This window comes from Rhizobium sp. NXC14, from assembly GCF_002117485.1.
Lineage (GTDB): Bacteria > Pseudomonadota > Alphaproteobacteria > Rhizobiales > Rhizobiaceae > Rhizobium.
Genome location: NZ_CP021030.1, coordinates 559,654 through 576,803, shown reverse-complemented (window position 1 = coordinate 576,803; position 17,150 = coordinate 559,654). Strand labels below are relative to the sequence as shown.

Below are 17,150 nucleotides of genomic sequence, written 5' to 3'. Positions count from 1 at the left end.
TGCTTTTGCTATTTAACGGGCATCGCCGGAATGGCGATGCGTCAGACAAGGGAAATAAGATGCTGCGACCGATTACGCAACCGGAATGAAGGTCTCTCTTATTCGCTGATGCGCTCGACGACGGCGCCGCAGCGGGTCAGCTTCGCTTCGAGCCGCTCGAAGCCGCGGTCGAGGTGGTAAACGCGGGAGACTGTGGTTTCGCCCTCGGCGGCGAGGCCGGCGATGACGAGCGAGACGGAGGCGCGCAAATCGGTCGCCATGACGGGCGCGCCGCGCAGGCGCTTGACACCCTCGATCTTCGCGGTCTGGCCGGAGAGCGTGATCCTGGCGCCGAGCCGGGCAAGCTCCTGCACGTGCATGAAGCGGTTTTCGAAGATCGTCTCGGTGACATGCGAGATGCCGGAGGAGCGGGTCATCAGCGCCATGAACTGTGCCTGCAGATCCGTGGGGAAGCCCGGGAAAGGATCGGTGACAATATCGACCGGCTTGATGCCGGCGCCGTTGCGCCTGATGCGCATGCCGTTATTGGTCGCGGAGATGTCAGCGCCAGTCCGGCGCAAGGTTTCCAGCGCGGTCTCGAGCAGCGCCACATCGGTATTTTCGAGCACGACGTCACCGCCGGCCATGGCGACGGCCATGGCGTAGGTGCCGGTCTCGATGCGGTCCGGCAGGACGCGATGACGCGCGCCCGACAGCGAGGTGACGCCTTCGATGGTGATGGTCGAGGTGCCGGCGCCTGATATCTTGGCGCCCATGGCATTCAGGCAGTTGGCGAGGTCGGCGACTTCGGGTTCACGGGCGGCGTTGCCGATGACAGTGGTGCCGCGGGCAAGGGTCGCGGCCATCATCAACACATGGGTGGCGCCGACTGAGACCTTCGGGAAGGTGTAGCGCGCACCGATCAGCCCGCCGTCGGGCGCCCGGGCATTGATATAGCCGGCATCGATCTCCATGGTCGCACCGAGTGCCGTCAGGCCATCGATGAAGAGATCGACGGGGCGCGTGCCGATGGCGCAACCGCCCGGCAGCGAAACGCGGCAATGGCCCTCACGCGCCAAGAGCGGCCCAATAACCCAGAATGAGGCGCGCATCTTCGAGACCAGTTCGTAGGAGGCTGTGGTATCGACGATGGTGCGGCAGGTGAAATGGATCGTGCGGGCGTAGGAATCCTCCTGGCGCTCGCGGCGGCCGTTGACGGCGACATCGACGCCGTGATTGCCGAGGATGCGCATCAGAAGCTCGACGTCTGCCAAGTGCGGCACGTTTTCCAGCGTCAGCGTGTCACTGGTCAGAAGCGAGGCGATCATCAGCGGCAGTGCGGCATTCTTGGCGCCGGAAATCGGAATGATGCCATTCAGCTCATTACCGCCGACAATTCTGATACGATCCATGTGCGCTTACTTCCTGAAAGTTCTGCCTTGAAAGAAGGAGTGAGGTGTTTAGGGGATTTATGAAGAGGCTTCAATTCGTCCGGGACGGAACATTACGATTCGTCCATTTTTGCGGCGGGCAGCCCGTTAGTTTCGTCGGCCTGGCCGGAACGGCGGGCACGCACCTGCTGTTTGCGTCTGGAAAGATTTTCCCTGAGCTTTTCGGCGGCGCGCTCGCGGCGCAGTTTCGCCTGTGCCTCGATCGCCTCTTTACGGCTCTTCTGGCCGGCTTCGGTCTTGTCGTTCATGTCAACAGAATTAGCCGAATTCGCGCCGATCCAAAAGTCCCTTGCATCTCTATCCACGCGAAGTTGGATTTTGCGGCTTGCGCTTGTCGTCAAGCTGTGGCAATAGCCGCCCGTTCCCGCAATTGAGCCGCCCGGCTCCACGCGGATCTGGTCCTGCTGCCGTAGCTCAGTGGTAGAGCACACCCTTGGTAAGGGTGAGGTCGGTGGTTCAATCCCACTCGGCAGCACCAGTTTTCTTTCAGACATCATTTTCTTACGCGCCCAGCGGCCCCTCATCCGGCTGCCGGCACCGACCGGGGTCGAGCCACCGGTCTCGACCCGTCCTTCGGACCCCCGCTCGCGAGGCGAAGGCACCAAGCCGCGACCTCTCCGTCCCTCGCCAAGCTCTCGCGTGGCCGTCCCCTCGCCCCGTTTACGGGGGTCCGCAGGACGGGTCGAGACGAGCGGCTTGACCCAGGTAAGGGCTAGGGTAAGGGGCAGCCATTCGCACGAACTGAACAGCCATATAGTGCAATCGGGAATTTCGGTTGCCTCGAGATAATGAGGTATGAACGGGGAGAGCTGCCACAGTTCATGAATCTCTCCGGTTATCACCAGGTCTTCGCGTGGAATTTGCGTGTGGGGTCGCGGGGAAACTCCACCATCGATGCCTTCAATATACCAGCGAAGAGCATTCTCTGCCATGAAAAGGGCGGCGAGATCTATCGCCGTCCGTTCACCGTACCGACTGAGAGTCGCCCGCTGCAGTCTTGGGATGGCCTCAATGGAGAGACGCGAGAAGAAAGCGTCTTCAGCGGACACATCTGCGCCGTGAGCGAGAGCCGGCATAACCAGCGCCGCGCCGAGAAAAGCAGTCCGGATCAATTTTCGATCTAACCCCTGTCGAGCCCTCAGCTTTCCGAGCATGGTAGCGTTGGCAGGCTCGGGTGCCATGCAACTTCTCATCGACTGCTCGAAATTCCTCTTGGCGTGCACACCCCGGCGATCCGCCTTACTCAAGCTGGCATTCCGCCTTATCAGCAACAAACGATTCACCATTGTTGACGGCAAAAATCGCGCTAGAATGCCTACCATGGCGGTGTCTGTCCTGGGATGGAGGGCGCTGCACCCTGTTTCTATCGACAATCGTGGAGGAGTATCGATGGCAACTGAACGATGGAACAGCCCGGTCACCGTCGGTTTCGAGGGAGCCGATGCGCGAACGGTCAACGGGCCGTTCGATGCCCTGAAATGCCTGGCAGATTTCTGGCCGAGTTCGCGCGGGCTTCATTACATCAAGGCCCGCAGCACCTGCCGGGCGGCGCTCGACGGCCGCAAAAGTATGGAGGAGGCTAGAGCCGAGTTCCTGGCAGCGGCCGAAGAGGCGAAGCTGAAGCTGCATTGACGCGGCAGGGCGTCCGGCCGTTTTCGGTTTGGTCAGTAAACTGTGCCGGTACGATACATTGTTTAATTTTCACTTAACCCTGCAGCGAGCCGGCGCCGGGTTTGGGCGCAAAGGGCGTTGCGCCAGAGCCGGCTGTTTCGATAGAAAACATCCAGCCGTCATGATGACGGTCAGAGGCTCGTCATCCGGAAACGCAGGCGAGCCTCGTTCGAGCGGATCGGTTTCAGCAATCCGCGCCGGCCTCATTCTCCATCGCGATATATCCCACACCGATGATCGTGCCGTCAGCCGCGCGGATGAAGGACGGCAGGTAGTGCGGTTCTGCCGGCTCACAATCGACGCTGCCGGTATATTCGTTAAGGGCGATCTGATCCTTCGGCAAAGCGGAATAATCCATGCCGGTTTCGAGCGAGGCATAGGCTGGGCCGGCAAAGACGCCGCAGCCGATGATCAGAGTGGACGCCCAGAGGCGAAGAAGCGTCTGCATGATGGTCTCCAGCGTTCAGGTCCGGCATTTCAACACCTGGAGGGCGCTTTGGTTCCCTCAGCGCCACAGCAGGCGACTGCGCATCGGGCAGCCCTTGGCGAAAGAGGCCGCGCTTTCCATATCTATCGGCAGTCTGAACAGGGATGACTGCAATGAAAGCGTTTCTGCCCGCCTGGTTTGCCGGGGCATTGCTGGCCGGCTGCTCCTCGGCCGATACGGCCGCGCTCGAACCCATTCCCGGCAGCATCACCTTTGGCGGCCAGCCGCGTACCAAACTCACCAAGTCGCCGGTCGGCAGCGCCGTCTACAACCAGTTCTACAATGAGACGGGTCAGCGTGTGGAGGAAACCTATATTCTCCAGCCGGACCGCAGCCTGAAACTGGTGCGGCGCGTGATCGGCCCGGATTTCCCCGATTGAGGTCCCGTGCCGCTTGACAGCGGCTGAAATCGCGAACATTCAAGGAACATCTAATCTTCTCGCAGTGATTCTGCGGGAGCCCGACCGGACGGCTGGATGTATCTCGAAAAGCTCAATCCCCAGCAGCGCATGGCCGTCGAGCACGGCACGCTCACCGACGGCAGTCATATTGCCGGGCCGCTGCTGGTCATTGCCGGCGCCGGCTCCGGCAAGACGAACACGCTGGCACATCGCGTCGCCCATCTGATCGTCAAGGGCGCCGATCCGCGCCGCATCCTGCTGATGACCTTCTCGCGCCGGGCAGCCGCCGAGATGGCGCGGCGCGTCGAGCGCATCTGCCGTGATGTGCTGGGTTCGAATGCCGGCATCATGGCCGATGCGCTCAACTGGTCCGGCACATTCCACGGCATCGGCGCGCGGCTGCTGCGCGATTATGCCCAGCAGATCGGCCTCGATGCCGATTTCACCATTCACGACCGCGAAGACAGCGCCGATCTGATGAACCTCATCCGGCACGATCTCGGCTTCTCAAAGACGGAAAGCCGCTTTCCGTCCAAGGGCACCTGCCTTGCCATCTATAGCCGGACGGTGAATTCGGAGACCGCGCTCGATCAGGTGCTGCGCGACGCCTTTCCATGGTGCGCGACATGGGAGCAACAGCTGCGTGAGCTTTTCGCCTGCTATGTCGAGGCGAAGCAGGCTCAGAACGTGCTCGATTACGACGACCTCCTGCTCTACTGGGCGCAGATGGTCGGCGAGAGCGTGATTGCCGAGGATATCGGCAGCCGCTTTGACCATGTGCTCGTCGATGAATATCAGGACACCAACAGGCTGCAGGCCTCGATCCTGCTAGCACTCAAGCCGCAGGGACAGGGGCTGACGGTCGTCGGTGACGACGCGCAGTCGATCTACTCCTTCCGCGCGGCGACGGTGCGCAATATCCTTGATTTTCCCGCCGCCTTCAGCCCGGCCGCCGATATCGTCACACTCGATCGCAATTACCGCTCGACGCAGCCGATCCTGGCGGCTGCCAATGCCGTCATCGATCTCGCCTCCGAGCGCTTCACCAAGAATCTCTGGACCGAGCGGCAATCGGCGGAGCGGCCGCGCCTGGTTTCTGTGCGGGACGAGGCCGAGCAGGCGCGTTATGTCGCCGACAAGGTGCTCGACAATCGCGAGGAAGGCCTGAAGCTCAAGCAGCAGGCCGTGCTCTTCCGCGCCGCCCACCACAGCGGGCCGCTGGAGGTCGAGCTGACCCGCCGCAACATTCCCTTCGTCAAGTTCGGCGGGTTGAAGTTTCTCGACAGCGCGCATGTGAAGGACATGCTGGCCGCGCTTCGCTTTGCGCACAATCCGCGCGACCGGGTGGCGGGCTTCCGGCTGATGCAGATCCTGCCGGGCGTCGGGCCGTCGACGGCGCAGAAGGCGCTCGATCTGATGGCCGAGGATGCGAGCCCGTTGTCTGCTCTGGCGTCTATGCCAGCGCCGCCACGCTCCGGCGAGGACTGGACCGCCTTCGTTTCGATGCTGCAGGAGCTGAAATCCGGCAAGGCCGGCTGGCCGGCGGAAATCGAGCTGGCGCGGCAATGGTATGCGCCGCATCTGGAGCGGCTGCACGAGGACGCTTCGACACGGCAGGCCGATCTGTTGCAGTTGGAGCAGATCGCCGGGGGTTATGCCTCCCGCGAACGTTTCCTCACCGAGCTCACGCTCGATCCGCCGGATGCGACCAGCGATCAAGCCGGCGTGCCGCTTCTCGACGAGGACTATCTCATCCTGTCGACCATCCATTCCGCCAAGGGCCAGGAATGGACGAAAGTCTTCATGCTGAACGTCGTCGACGGCTGCATTCCGAGCGATCTTGCGGTCGGCACCACCGCCGAGATCGAGGAGGAGCGCCGGCTGCTCTACGTGGCGATGACGCGCGCCCGCGACGGTCTCGACCTCGTCGTGCCGCAACGCTTCTTCACCTATGGGCAGAACGCCCAGGGCGACCGGCACGTCTATGCTTCGCGCAGCCGCTTTATTCCCGCGACACTGCTGCAGTTTTTCGAGGCCTGCAGCTGGCCGCAGGTGAAGTCGGAAGCCGCCGCTCAGGCGCAAGCGCGCCAGGTGCGCATCGACGTCGGCGCCCGCATGCGCGGCATGTGGCGATAGATCGCGTTGCATAGATTGGCTCTATGCAACGCTCTTTGGTTCGGCGCTCAATAGTCCCAGAAGACCGGCACCCAACGGAAGGCTTCGCCGTCCACCGCCACCCGGCCGACGGACGGGAACGGCAGGTGCGTGGCCACCAGCTGTTCACCGGTCGCCGCCAGCTCTTGCAAAAGATCGCGGCGGACACGAGCCGCTTCTTCGGGATCATGTTCGAAACCATTGTACCAGTCGGGGTGCTCGAACCCGACCGCAAAGATGGCGTCGCCTGCGAATGTCAACCGGTCGCCGCCGGACGCCAGGCGGACCACGCTATGTCCGGGAGTATGGCCGCCGGTGCGTTGGGCCACCACACCAGGCGCCACCTCGGATTGCTCGTCGAACAGCGTCAGATGGCTGCCATACTCGCTCAGGAAACGTTTTGCCGTCGCACGGAGCGCGTCAGGGAAGCCGGGCGGCATGGATACGTGGCTGAAATCGGGCGCTTCCCAGAACTTCGCCTCGGCAGCCGCCACGTGAATCCTGAGGTCTGGGCGCAGTCGGTCCTTAACCCCTTCGACCAGCAGCCCGCCGATGTGGTCCATGTGCAGGTGCGTCAGCACCACGTCGGTCACGGATGCCAGATCGATGCCGGCGCCTTCCAGTCGCTTGATCAACTGACCCGCGCGCGGCAAGTTCAAGTCCGGATCCAGCCCCAAGCCTGCGTCGATGAGGATGGTCTGGCCGCCGCTGCGCACCAGGACCACGTTCAGCGCCCAGTCGAAAGCGTCCCGCGGCAGGAACATATCATCCAGCCAGACCGCCCGGTCGGCCGCGTCGGCGTTATGTCCCAGCATCGCGGTTGGAAGCGGCAGCACACCATCGCTGATGATCAGCACTTCGATTTCGCCGATCCGTACCGCGTAGCGCGACGGAACCAATTCTTCATGTTTCGGACTGCCAGGCTCCTGCTGACCAGTCGTACGGGTTCTTGCTTCTGCCTGCGACATGATGCGCTCCTGTTTTGATCGAGAGATGTCCGTTATGGGTCACGTCGCGGACACTATGCCGAAGCGTGTCTGGCGGTCGATCGGGTCAAGGGAGAGAGAAAGCTAGGCTTTAGGACAGGGCGGCCTATCGTTTCGGCGTGTCGCGCGGGAGATTTGGTATTGAAGAGACTGGCAACAGGAAGCAAAAGGCTCTCACCCGCCGCACGGTGCCGCGCATTCGGCATTCAGAGGATGACAGCGTCAGAGTGAAAGCGGCGGGTCGGCCGGTTCCAAGAAACGTTCGACCGTTTCCGTCTTCACGGCCTCGATTGATGCCGGTGACCATTTTGGATTGCGGTCCTTGTCGATGACAGCGGCGCGGATGCCTTCGAAGAAATCGGGATTATCCAGCATCTGCAGGCAGGCGCCGAGTTCGCGGCGAAGACATTCGGCGAGCGAAGCGCTGCGCCGGCCGGCCCTCAGCAGCCGCAGAGCGAGTTTCAGGCTGGTCGGCGACCTGCTGAGCAGCACCCGGCGCGTCTCGGCGGCAAACTCGCCCTCTTCCTTGGCGAGAGCCCCGAGGATTTCCTCGACGCTGTCGAAGGAAAATGTGTGGTCGATCATATCGGCGTTCTGCCGCAAGCGGCTTTCCCCCAGTGGCTCGGAAAATCCCTGCAGCAGGGCATCGACTTCAGTCGACGCGCTGGCGCGCGGCAGGTCGCAAAGAGCATCGATCACCGCGTCGAGCCGCGACGAAGCGATCTGAACATCGGCAAGACCGGCATAGATCGCATCCGCAGCACCAATGTCGAGTCCGGTCAGGCCGAGCCATGTTCCGGCTTCGCCGGGTGCCTTGGGCAGCAGCCATGTGGCGCCGACATCGGGGACATAGCCGATTCCGGTTTCGGGCATGGCAAGCCGCGTACGCTCGGTGACGATGCGATGGCGGCCATGTGAGGACAGACCGACGCCGCCGCCCATGGTAATGCCGTCCATCAGCGCGACATAGGGTTTGGGATAGACGGCAATCTTATGGTTGAGGCGGAATTCCTCGCGCCAGAAGGTTCCGGCGAGATCATCACCGGCGCGGGCGCTTTCGTGCAAGGCACGGATATCACCGCCGGCACAGAAGCCGCGTTCGCCTTCGCCGGTGATTACGACGCTTGCCACATCGGATTCGGAGGCAAAGTCATGAAGGGCCTCCGTGAGCGCGCGGATCATCGGCAGCGTCAGACTGTTCAGCGCCCGCGGCCGGTTGAGCCGGATGATGCCGGCAGTGCCCCGCCGTTCGATGATCACTTCGCCGTGCTGCATGGTTCACCTCATCTGCTGCACCATGCATAGACGAGGATGCGCCATCGCTCCAGAGCATTTCCGGCCCGGCACCGATCGATTGCTCAGCCCGACAGGGACCCCCGGGCTGATGCCGCGGCTTCGCAGCGGCTCGCATAGACACCTCTCAGAAGGAGGCGGCGGCAAGTGCCCGGTGGATGCTGTGCAGGTCGTCGACGTTTCTGTTTGACAGGAAGAGCTCCCACTCGAGCGAGCTCTGGACGATGGTCTCAAGCGAGTCGTATCGGGGCTTCCAGTCGAGCACCTGCCGGGCGAGCGAAGCGTCGGCGACGACGCTTGCCGAATCGCCGGCTCGCCGCGGCGCCATGTGGATCTTGAAGGAATGCCCGTGCAGGCGGGTGACCATGTTCAGGACGTCGAGCACGGAATAGCCGCTGCCATAACCGCAATTGGCGACGAGCGGGCCCTTGTCTCTGCGCAGGTGCTGCAGCGCTTTCAGATGCGCATCGGCGAGATCGCTGACATGGATGTAGTCGCGCACGCCGGTGCCGTCATGGGTGGGATAGTCGATGCCGTAGACATGGACGCTGTCGCGCTTGCCGAGCGCTGCCTCGCAGGCAACCTTGATGAGGTGCGTGGCGCCCGAGGTCGACTGGCCGGCACGGTGGTGCGGGTCAGCGCCGGCGACGTTAAAGTAGCGAAGCGCGACATAGTTGAAATCATAGGCGGCGGCGGCATCACGCAGCATGATTTCGGTCATCAGCTTCGACTGACCGTACGGATTTTCCGGGTTGAGGGGAGCCGTCTCCTTCACCGGCAGATCGCTCTGCTGCTGGCCGTAAACGGCGGCCGTCGAGGAGAAGACGAAGTTGCGGATGCCGGCCCTGATCGAGGCGGAAAGAAGCGCACGGGTCCTGCCGGAATTGTTGTCGTAATAAGAGAGCGGATCGGCGACAGACACCGGCACGACGGCGGAGCCGGCGAAATGGATGATCGCCTCGATGTCGTTTTCGATGAAGATCTTCTTCAGGATGTCGGGGTCGGCGACGTCGCCGAGATAAAAACGCGCCTCCGGCGCCACCGCCCAGCGGAAGCCGGTGGAGAGACAGTCGAGCACGACCACATCCTCGCCGGCATCGATGAGCGCCCAAACCATGTGACTGCCGATATATCCCGCGCCGCCCGTCACCAAAACCGCCATGCCCCACACCCCGCTTCAATTTATAAGCAGGGGCATCAGGCGCCGGTTTTCTTTCCAATTTTGTTATCACGGCGCCGTTGTTCGGCTTTTGAACGGGTATGTTTAGAGTCGTGGTTAGAGGCCGATTTCGCTCTTCGCTACAGTTTTATCGATCGGCCGATTCCGGCACGAAATCGTCCCGCACGGTGTGCCCCGCGCCCTCTCAGCGCTTGACGATATAGTCGCAGAGCCGCTCGGCCGCGATCGCCACCTGGGCGGGGTCGCGCAGGAAACAGGCACGCAGGAAGAGTTCGCCGCCGGCGCCGAAGGCAGCCCCGGGAGCAAGGCCGACGCCTGTCTTGTCGACGATATCGATGGCGGCGCTGCGGCTGTCGGCAACGCCGTCGATCTTCAGGAACGCATAGATCGCGCCGTCCGGCTTCAGCGTTTCGACGCCATTGGTGGCAATCAGCGCATCGCAGAGGATATCGCGCGACCGCGCCGCCTTGGCGATGTTGGCGGCGACGAAATCATCGCCTTGATCAAGGGCTGCAACGGCGCCCTTCTGCATGAACTGCGCCACGCCTGAGGTCGAATACTGGATGAGATTTTCGAGCACCTGGCCCATTTCGGGGGGTGCCACGATCCAGCCGACGCGCCAACCCGTCATCGACCAGTTTTTCGAGAAGGAATTGACGAAGACGATCTTGTCGTCCGGCTCCATCACGTCGAGGAACGAGGCGGCGCGGCCGCCGGCGAAGTAATAGCGCGCGTAGATTTCATCCGCCATGATCCACAGATCATGCTTGCGGGCGAGCGACAAGATATCGCCGAGATCTTTCTTCGTGGCGGTCCAACCCGTCGGGTTGGAAGGGGTGTTGATGAAGATGCCTCTGGTCTTGGAGGTGATGGCGGCTTCGACACGCCCGAGATCGACCGTCCATTTGCCGCCTTCGAACTGCAGCGGGATGCCGACGGAGCGGGCACCTGCTATTTCGAGGGCTGCGGCAATATTCGGCCAGGCGGGGGTGAGATAAACGAATTCGTCGCCAGGCGAAGTCAGCGCCTGCACGCAGATCTGGATCGCCTGCATGCCGGATCCGGTGACATAGAAATGCTCGGCCGGAAGGCGGACGGCGAAATGCCTGTGGTAATAATCCGACAGCGCCCGGCGAAGCTCCGGAATGCCGCGCTGCCAGGTATAGAAGGTCTCGCCTGATGCAAGCGCTTCCATCGCCGCCCTGCTGATGAAGTCGGGGGTCGGCAGATCGCCTTCACCGACCCAGAGCGGCAACAAGCCTTCGCGGCCGCGGGCATAATTGACGACTTCGACGATCCCGCTTTCGGGCGCCGCTATGGCGCGCGGGCTGAGGCTTTTCACGATCGACATGCATATCTCCGGTTTCCGCCTTCATAGCGGATTTGCGCCGGTAAATCCCATGATAACAAGTGATGGCATATCGATTTTCGTGATGAATGACGGCCCGCCCGACAGCGGGCCGAAGACAGATCAGACGGCTGGGCGTTTGGCCAGCAGATCGCGAATCTCGGTCAGCAGCTGGACGTCGGCCGGCGGCGGCGGCAATTGTTCCGGCTCCTGCTTTTCCTGACGCTCGACCTGCTGGCGCAGATAGTTCACTGCCTTGACCATCAGGAAGATAATCCAGGCAAGGATCAGGAAGTTGATGAGAACGGTGAGGAAGCTGCCATAGGCGAAGACCGCCCCTTGGGCGCGGGCGGCGGCAAGTGTCGGCGCGTTGACGGCCGACGAGAGGGGCAGGAAATAATTGGAAAAATCGAAGCCGCCGAAAATGGCGCCCACGATCGGCATGATAAGGTCGTCGACCAGCGATTTGACGATGCCGCCGAAGGCACCGCCGATGATGACGCCGACCGCAAGATCCATGACATTGCCGCGGGCGATAAAGGCCTTGAACTCATTGAGCATCGGATCCGTCTCCCTTCGATCCCATTTCAGAGATATGCCGTTGTTTCGATTAGCTACATTTTCGTTGCAATTAATCAATTGCAAATCGCAATTATCTGGTGAAGTCGCCACCAGGCCTTTGACTTAAGGTGTAGATGGACGGGAATTTTCAAGGCACCTGAAATGCCTTAAGCTGACTTCGTTGCGGGAGGTGCCGGCGGCTTTTCGCCGGCGGAGGACTAATGCTTCCAGGCTGGGTCATATTCGCGTCTGCCTTCGGCTATCTGCTCCTGCTTTTCGCCGTGGCAAGCTACGGCGACCGCAAGAACCGCGGTCCGGGCGCGCTCGAAGGCGGATTGCCCGTCGTCTATGCGCTCAGCCTTGCGATCTATTGCACCTCCTGGACCTATTTCGGCAGTGTCGGGCTTGCCGCCCAACGCGGCCTGGAATTTGCCGGCATCTATATCGGCCCCATCCTCGTCTTCACCTTCGGCATGCCGCTGCTTCGCCGCATCATCGAGCTTGCCAAGGCGGAGAAGCTCACCTCCGTCGCCGATTTCGTTGCCGCGCGTTACGGCAAGAATCCGACGGTCGCGACGATCGTGGCGCTGATCTCGCTGATCGGCACCATTCCCTATATAGCCTTGCAGCTGAAAGCGATCTCGAGCACCGTCAGCGCGATGGTCAATCCGTCCGATTACGGCATCGGCAGCGGTAATCTCTATTTCCTCGACCTGCCGCTCATAGCCACCCTGGTGCTTGCCTGCTTCGCCATCATGTTCGGCACGCGGCATACGGATGCGACGGAACATCAGGACGGCCTCATCCTCGCCGTCTCGATGGAATCGGTCGTCAAGCTCGTCGCCTTCCTGACAGCCGGCGTCTGCGTCATCTGGTTCCTCTTCGATGGCCCGGCGGACCTCTGGAGCAAAACCGTCGAGAACGACCTGGTCATGTCGGCGCTTAGCTATCATACGCCGATCAGCCGCTGGATCACGCTGATCGTGCTGTCGGCCTTCGCGATCATCATGCTGCCGCGGCAATTCCACGTCACCGTCGTCGAAAACCGAACGGCAAAGCAGCTGAAACTCGCGGGCTTCCTGTTTCCCAGCTACCTCGTCGCCATCAATCTCTTCGTGCTCCCGGTGGCGATCGGGGGCCTCCTGACCTTCGGCGGCACTGGCAATGCCGACTTCTACATGCTGTCGCTGCCGCTTGCCGGCCAGATGCCGGTGGTTTCGCTCATCACCTTCATCGGCGGCTTCTCCGCCGCAACGGCAATGGTCATTGTCGATTCCGTGGCGCTGTCGATCATGGTGTCGAACGACATCATCATGCCGATCTTCCTTCGGCGCAAACTTGCCGGCCGCGCCGGCCAGCGCGACGATTTCGCCAAGACGCTGCTCAACATCCGCCGCAGCGCCATCTTCGCCGTGCTGCTGTTCGGCTATGCCTATTACCGCTCGACCGACAGCACCGCCGGGCTCGCCTCGATCGGCTTGCTGTCCTTTGCGGCGATCGCGCAGATTGCGCCTGCGCTGTTCGGTGGGCTGATCTGGCGGCGGGCAAATGCGCGCGGCGCCATCCTCGGCCTGACCTCCGGCTTCACCATTTGGGTCTATCTGTTGTTCCTGCCGTCGCTCGGCGGTCCCGACTATTCCTATGTGGCGAGCGCCGTGCTCGGCTTCATCTTTCCGGGCGCGACGCTGTTTACCGCGCCCGACGCCGACCCGCTGGTCAATGCGACCGTCATGAGCCTGCTCGTCAACACGGCCTTCTTCATCGTCGGCTCGCTCACCCGCAATGCCCGACCGCTGGAGCGCATCCAGGCCGGCATCTTCGTCAAGCGGCATTCGCGATCGCAGTTTGCGACACGCGGCTGGAAGACCCGCATCAGCGTCGGCGATCTCAAGGCGGCGATCTCGCGTTATCTCGGCGAAGAGCGCATGCAGCGCTCGTTCACGACCTATGAGCAAAGTTCCGGCCGCAAGCTGGAGGACGAACAGCAGGCCGATATGGCGCTGATCCATTTCAGCGAACAGTTGCTCGGCAGCGCCATCGGCTCGTCCTCGGCAAGGCTGGTGCTATCGCTGATTCTGCAGAAGATCGAGGACGCCTCGTCCGACACCGCATGGCTGCTCGACCAGGCAAGCGAAGCGCTGCAATATAACCAGGACATGCTGCAGACGGCGCTGTCGCAGATGGATCAGGGCATTGCCGTCTTCGACAGTTCCAACCGGCTGACGATCTGGAACCGACGCTTCCGGCAACTGCTTGAGCTGCCCGAGAGTGCCGGCCAAGTCGGCTTTCCCCTGTCGGAGATCGTTACCACACTCAGCCAGCGCGGGGACATCGCGCCCGGCGATCTCAACCAGACGGTGCGGCATTTCCTGACGCTCGACAAACCCTTCGCGCTGGTGCTCGGCGGCGGCGAGCGGATCATCGAGGTGCGCTCCAACGCCATGCCCGATAAGGGCATCGTCGCCACCTTCACCGATATCACCCAGCGCGTCAGCGCCGACCAGGCATTGAAGCAGGCGAATGAAACGCTGGAGCAGCGCGTCGCCGAACGGACGGCGGAACTCACCCGCGTCAACCGCGAACTTGCCGAGGCGCGGGCGGCCGCCGACGAGGCGAATATCGGCAAGACCCGCTTCTTCGCCGCCGCCGGCCACGACATTCTGCAGCCGCTCAACGCCGCCCGGCTCTATTCCTCGGCGCTGGTCGAGCGCATGGCGCAATCCGACAACAGCCCGATCGTGCGCAACATCGATTCGGCACTGGAATCGGTCGAAACCATCCTAGGCGCGGTGCTCGACATCTCCAGGCTCGATACCGGCGCCATGCGGCCGCGGCTCGCTTCGGTCGCGCTTTCCGACCTCCTGGAGCGAATCGAGACCGATTTTGCGCCGATCGCCCGTGAGAAACAGCTGAAGCTGGTGGTCATGCCGACATCGCTCAGGGTCCGCTCAGACCCGAACCTCCTGCGCCGCCTGGTGCAGAACCTCGTTTCCAACGCCATAAAATACACGATCACCGGCAAGGTGCTGGTCGGGGCGCGGCGGCGCGGGAACCAGGTGATCATTCAGGTGATCGATTCCGGCATCGGTATTCCGCCATCGAAATTCCGCACCGTGTTCAAGGAATTCGCGCGGCTGGATGAAGGCGCCAAGACTGCCTCCGGCCTCGGGCTCGGCCTTTCGATCGTCGACCGCATCGCCCGCGTGCTCAACCATCCGGTCGAGCTGCTCTCGACGCATGGCAGGGGCACTGAATTTCGCATCTCCATGCCGCTCGACGTCTCACGCCCGGCCGAGGCTGCGGCAGCCGTCGCCCCCGCCGAGCGCCCGGGGCAGCCGCTCAAGGGACTGAAAATCCTCTGCATCGACAACGAGCCGAAGATCCTCGAAGGCATGCGGTTGCTGCTCAGCGGCTGGGGCTGCGAGGTGACGGCGCTTGATTGCCTTGCCGAGGTGATCGCCATGGACGGCCGGGATGGGCCGCCGGATCTTGCCATCGCCGACTATCATCTCGACGACGGCACCGGCCTTGCCGCAATCCTGCATCTGCGCCGGCAGTTCGGCATCGACATCCCCGCCTTGCTTGTTACTGCCGACCGCACGCCTGAAGTGCGCAGCGAGGCGGAGCGGCACGATATCGCCGTTCAGCACAAACCGGTACGGCCGGCGGCGCTGCGCGCCTATATCACCCAGATATCCGGCCTCAAACGCGCGGCTGCGGAATAGCCGGCAAGCTCAGCCGGCCGGGCTGATGACGCGAGAGACGAGATCGCGTACCCGCGCAGTATCCGGCACCTTGCCAAACAGGATGCGGTACATGATCGGCGCCACAACCTGATCCATCACAAGATCGACGTCCGGGAAGGTTTCGCCCCGCGCCTTTGCCCTGTCGGCGATGACGACGATCTGCTGTCGCGTATATTCGCAGCATTTGCAGGCATTGGCGCCGGCCTGCGCCGCCAACACGTCGCGGATCATCTCGCGGCCCGGCCCGGAGGACATTTCATCGGCATATTGCTCGGCCCAGGCCTGAAGATCGGCCGTGCCGCTGCCGGCGTCGACCGGCTGCATATCTGGCCGCAGCCGCTCGACGGCGACATCGGCGAGAAGCTCCTGCAGGTCGCCCCAGCGGCGATAGATGGTCGACGGCGTCACGCCTGCCCTGGCGGCGATCAGCGGGATCGTCACCTCGGCGCGGTTCATCTCGGCCAACAGATCGCGTGCCGCCTTGTGCACCGACGCCTGGACCCGGGCGCTTCTGCCGCCCGGACGGAGATTCTCTTTCACTGCCATGCCTGCAACCCGACCTTCATCCTGACATCGATGGTTCAAAATCTTTGACAGGAGCATAAACGCAAATAATTTGCCTTTGCGGCGCATCCAACCTACATCGAGCTAACGCAACAGGTTAGCTTTAAGGGGTTTATATATGTTCGCCGCAGCCAAATCCACAGAGAATGCGCCGCGCCCCTCGATCAGTTTCCATGCGCTGACGCTCGCCACCTTCTTCGGCGCCTCCTCGGTGCCGACGCCGCTCTACCGGATCTATCAGGAGAATTTCGCGATCTCGCCGGTGCTGATCACCGTTATTTTCGCCGTCTATGCCTTCGCGCTCTTGGCGGCGCTGCTGACAGCCGGCTCGATCTCGGATCATCTCGGCCGCAGGCCGGTAATCTTTTCCGCCCTGCTGCTCGAAATCGTCGCCATGATCCTATTCGTCGTCGCCAGCGGCCCCGGCTGGCTGATCGCGGCGCGGATCGTCCAGGGCATTGCCACCGGCATCGCCGGCGCCTCGCTCGGAGCAGCCCTTGTCGATGTCGACCGGGCGAAGGGACAGATCGTCAATTCGATCGCGCCGCTTTCCGGCATGGCGCTGGGTGCGGTCGGCACCAGCGCCCTGATTCAGTACGGCCCCTTCCCGATGCGTCTCGTCTATGCGCTGCTGCTCGTCGCCTTCGCGTTGCAGGCGGCCGCCATCTGGCTGATCCCCGAGAGCGGCGGCACGCGCCCCGGCGTTTTCGGCTCGCTGGTCCCGCGCGTTTCCATTCCGCCGCAGGCGAGGCGGCCGCTCTCGCTGGTGACGCCGATCAATATCGCCAATTGGACGGTCGGCGGTTTCTACCTTTCGCTGGTCCCTTCCCTAGTTGCTACCACGACCGGCAGCGCCGCACCGCTGACGGGCGGAGCAGTCGTCGCCGCTTTGACGGCGAGCGGCGCGATCGCCGTCTATCTCAGGCGCGGCAGGACGGCCACGGCCAATCTCGGCTTCGGCGTATCGGCAAAGACGCTCGGCATCCTGACGGTCGTCGCCGGCGTGCATCTCGCCAATGTGCCGCTGCTGTTGATCGGCACTATTCTTACCGGCGCCGGTTTCGGCACCAATTTCCTGGGCTCGCTCGGCACCATCATGCCGCTCGCCAAAGCGGACGAGCGGGCCGGACTGCTGTCGGCCTTCTACGTGCAGAGCTACCTCGCCTTCAGCCTGCCGGCGATATTGGCAGGCTTCCTGGCGAAATCCGCCGGCTATCAAGTGACGACGGACATTTATGCGACGGCGATCCTGCTGTTGCTGGGCGTCGGCATCGTGGCCCTTCGCGCCGGCCGAGGAAAGACTGCGGAGAATGCGGCCTAATTCCGGAG

The 17,150-nt window shown here is 62.6% G+C and carries 15 protein-coding genes and 1 tRNA gene; 7 read left to right on the top strand and 9 right to left on the bottom strand.

Going from position 1 to position 17,150, the window contains the following annotated elements; all coding sequences use genetic code 11:
• Window positions 1-98: 98 nt before the first annotated feature.
• Entirely contained in the window at window positions 99-1,391 is a 1,293-nt protein-coding gene (murA, locus tag NXC14_RS02830; protein WP_085776873.1) for a UDP-N-acetylglucosamine 1-carboxyvinyltransferase, read from the bottom strand.
• 92 nt (window positions 1,392-1,483) lie between these two features.
• Entirely contained in the window at window positions 1,484-1,678 is a 195-nt protein-coding gene (locus NXC14_RS02825) for a hypothetical protein (RefSeq protein ID WP_085776872.1), read from the bottom strand.
• A 155-nt stretch (window positions 1,679-1,833) separates the two neighbouring features.
• Between NXC14_RS02825 and NXC14_RS02820 the strand changes: the two genes are divergently transcribed.
• From NXC14_RS02820 to NXC14_RS02810, 3 genes are all read left to right on the top strand, one after another.
• Window positions 1,834-1,908, top strand: a tRNA-Thr gene (locus NXC14_RS02820).
• A gap of 343 nt (window positions 1,909-2,251) precedes the next feature.
• Window positions 2,252-2,554, top strand: coding sequence for a hypothetical protein (locus NXC14_RS33930; protein ID WP_183702565.1), 303 nt, complete (start codon window positions 2,252-2,254; stop codon window positions 2,552-2,554).
• Between the two features lie 265 nt (window positions 2,555-2,819).
• Entirely contained in the window at window positions 2,820-3,062 is a 243-nt protein-coding gene (locus NXC14_RS02810) for a DUF982 domain-containing protein (RefSeq protein ID WP_085776871.1), read from the top strand.
• Between the two features lie 223 nt (window positions 3,063-3,285).
• Here NXC14_RS02810 and NXC14_RS02805 read toward each other — a convergent pair whose 3' ends face one another.
• Complete coding sequence (locus tag NXC14_RS02805) at window positions 3,286-3,549, bottom strand: hypothetical protein (protein ID WP_085776870.1); 264 nt, start codon at window positions 3,547-3,549, stop codon at window positions 3,286-3,288.
• 152 nt (window positions 3,550-3,701) lie between these two features.
• Between NXC14_RS02805 and NXC14_RS02800 the strand changes: the two genes are divergently transcribed.
• Window positions 3,702-3,968 (top strand): hypothetical protein, encoded by a 267-nt coding sequence (locus NXC14_RS02800; protein ID WP_085779953.1) that lies wholly within the window; start codon window positions 3,702-3,704, stop codon window positions 3,966-3,968.
• Window positions 3,969-4,064: 96 nt separating this feature from the next.
• A complete protein-coding gene (locus tag NXC14_RS02795; RefSeq protein WP_085776869.1) occupies window positions 4,065-6,125 on the top strand; it encodes an ATP-dependent helicase in 2,061 nt (686 codons plus the stop codon).
• Window positions 6,126-6,172: 47 nt separating this feature from the next.
• Here NXC14_RS02795 and NXC14_RS02790 read toward each other — a convergent pair whose 3' ends face one another.
• The 5 genes from NXC14_RS02790 to mscL form a co-directional block, all read right to left on the bottom strand.
• On the bottom strand, window positions 6,173-7,111 hold the full coding sequence (locus NXC14_RS02790) for an MBL fold metallo-hydrolase (protein WP_085776868.1): 939 nt from the start codon (window positions 7,109-7,111) through the stop codon (window positions 6,173-6,175).
• Window positions 7,112-7,351: 240 nt separating this feature from the next.
• A complete protein-coding gene (locus NXC14_RS02785; protein ID WP_085776867.1) occupies window positions 7,352-8,404 on the bottom strand; it encodes an enoyl-CoA hydratase/isomerase family protein in 1,053 nt (350 codons plus the stop codon).
• 145 nt (window positions 8,405-8,549) lie between these two features.
• Window positions 8,550-9,584 carry a UDP-glucose 4-epimerase GalE gene (gene galE, locus NXC14_RS02780; RefSeq protein ID WP_085776866.1) on the bottom strand — a complete coding sequence of 345 codons (1,035 nt, stop codon included), beginning with the start codon at window positions 9,582-9,584 and terminating at the stop codon, window positions 8,550-8,552.
• A gap of 202 nt (window positions 9,585-9,786) precedes the next feature.
• Window positions 9,787-10,953, bottom strand: a complete 1,167-nt coding sequence (locus tag NXC14_RS02775; RefSeq protein WP_085776865.1) for a pyridoxal phosphate-dependent aminotransferase — start codon at window positions 10,951-10,953, stop codon at window positions 9,787-9,789.
• A gap of 120 nt (window positions 10,954-11,073) precedes the next feature.
• Entirely contained in the window at window positions 11,074-11,511 is a 438-nt protein-coding gene (gene mscL, locus NXC14_RS02770; protein ID WP_011423936.1) for a large conductance mechanosensitive channel protein MscL, read from the bottom strand.
• A 221-nt stretch (window positions 11,512-11,732) separates the two neighbouring features.
• Between mscL and NXC14_RS02765 the strand changes: the two genes are divergently transcribed.
• Complete coding sequence (locus NXC14_RS02765; protein WP_085776864.1) at window positions 11,733-15,236, top strand: PAS domain-containing hybrid sensor histidine kinase/response regulator; 3,504 nt, start codon at window positions 11,733-11,735, stop codon at window positions 15,234-15,236.
• Window positions 15,237-15,245: 9 nt separating this feature from the next.
• Here the strand turns inward: NXC14_RS02765 and NXC14_RS02760 are convergent, their stop codons facing one another.
• On the bottom strand, window positions 15,246-15,803 hold the full coding sequence (locus NXC14_RS02760) for a TetR/AcrR family transcriptional regulator (RefSeq protein ID WP_085776863.1): 558 nt from the start codon (window positions 15,801-15,803) through the stop codon (window positions 15,246-15,248).
• A 136-nt stretch (window positions 15,804-15,939) separates the two neighbouring features.
• On the opposite strand from NXC14_RS02760, the gene NXC14_RS02755 reads away from it, so the two are divergent.
• Window positions 15,940-17,142: an MFS transporter gene (locus NXC14_RS02755; protein ID WP_085776862.1), complete on the top strand. Its 1,203-nt coding sequence runs from the start codon at window positions 15,940-15,942 to the stop codon at window positions 17,140-17,142.
• The last annotated feature ends 8 nt before the right edge of the window (window positions 17,143-17,150 follow it).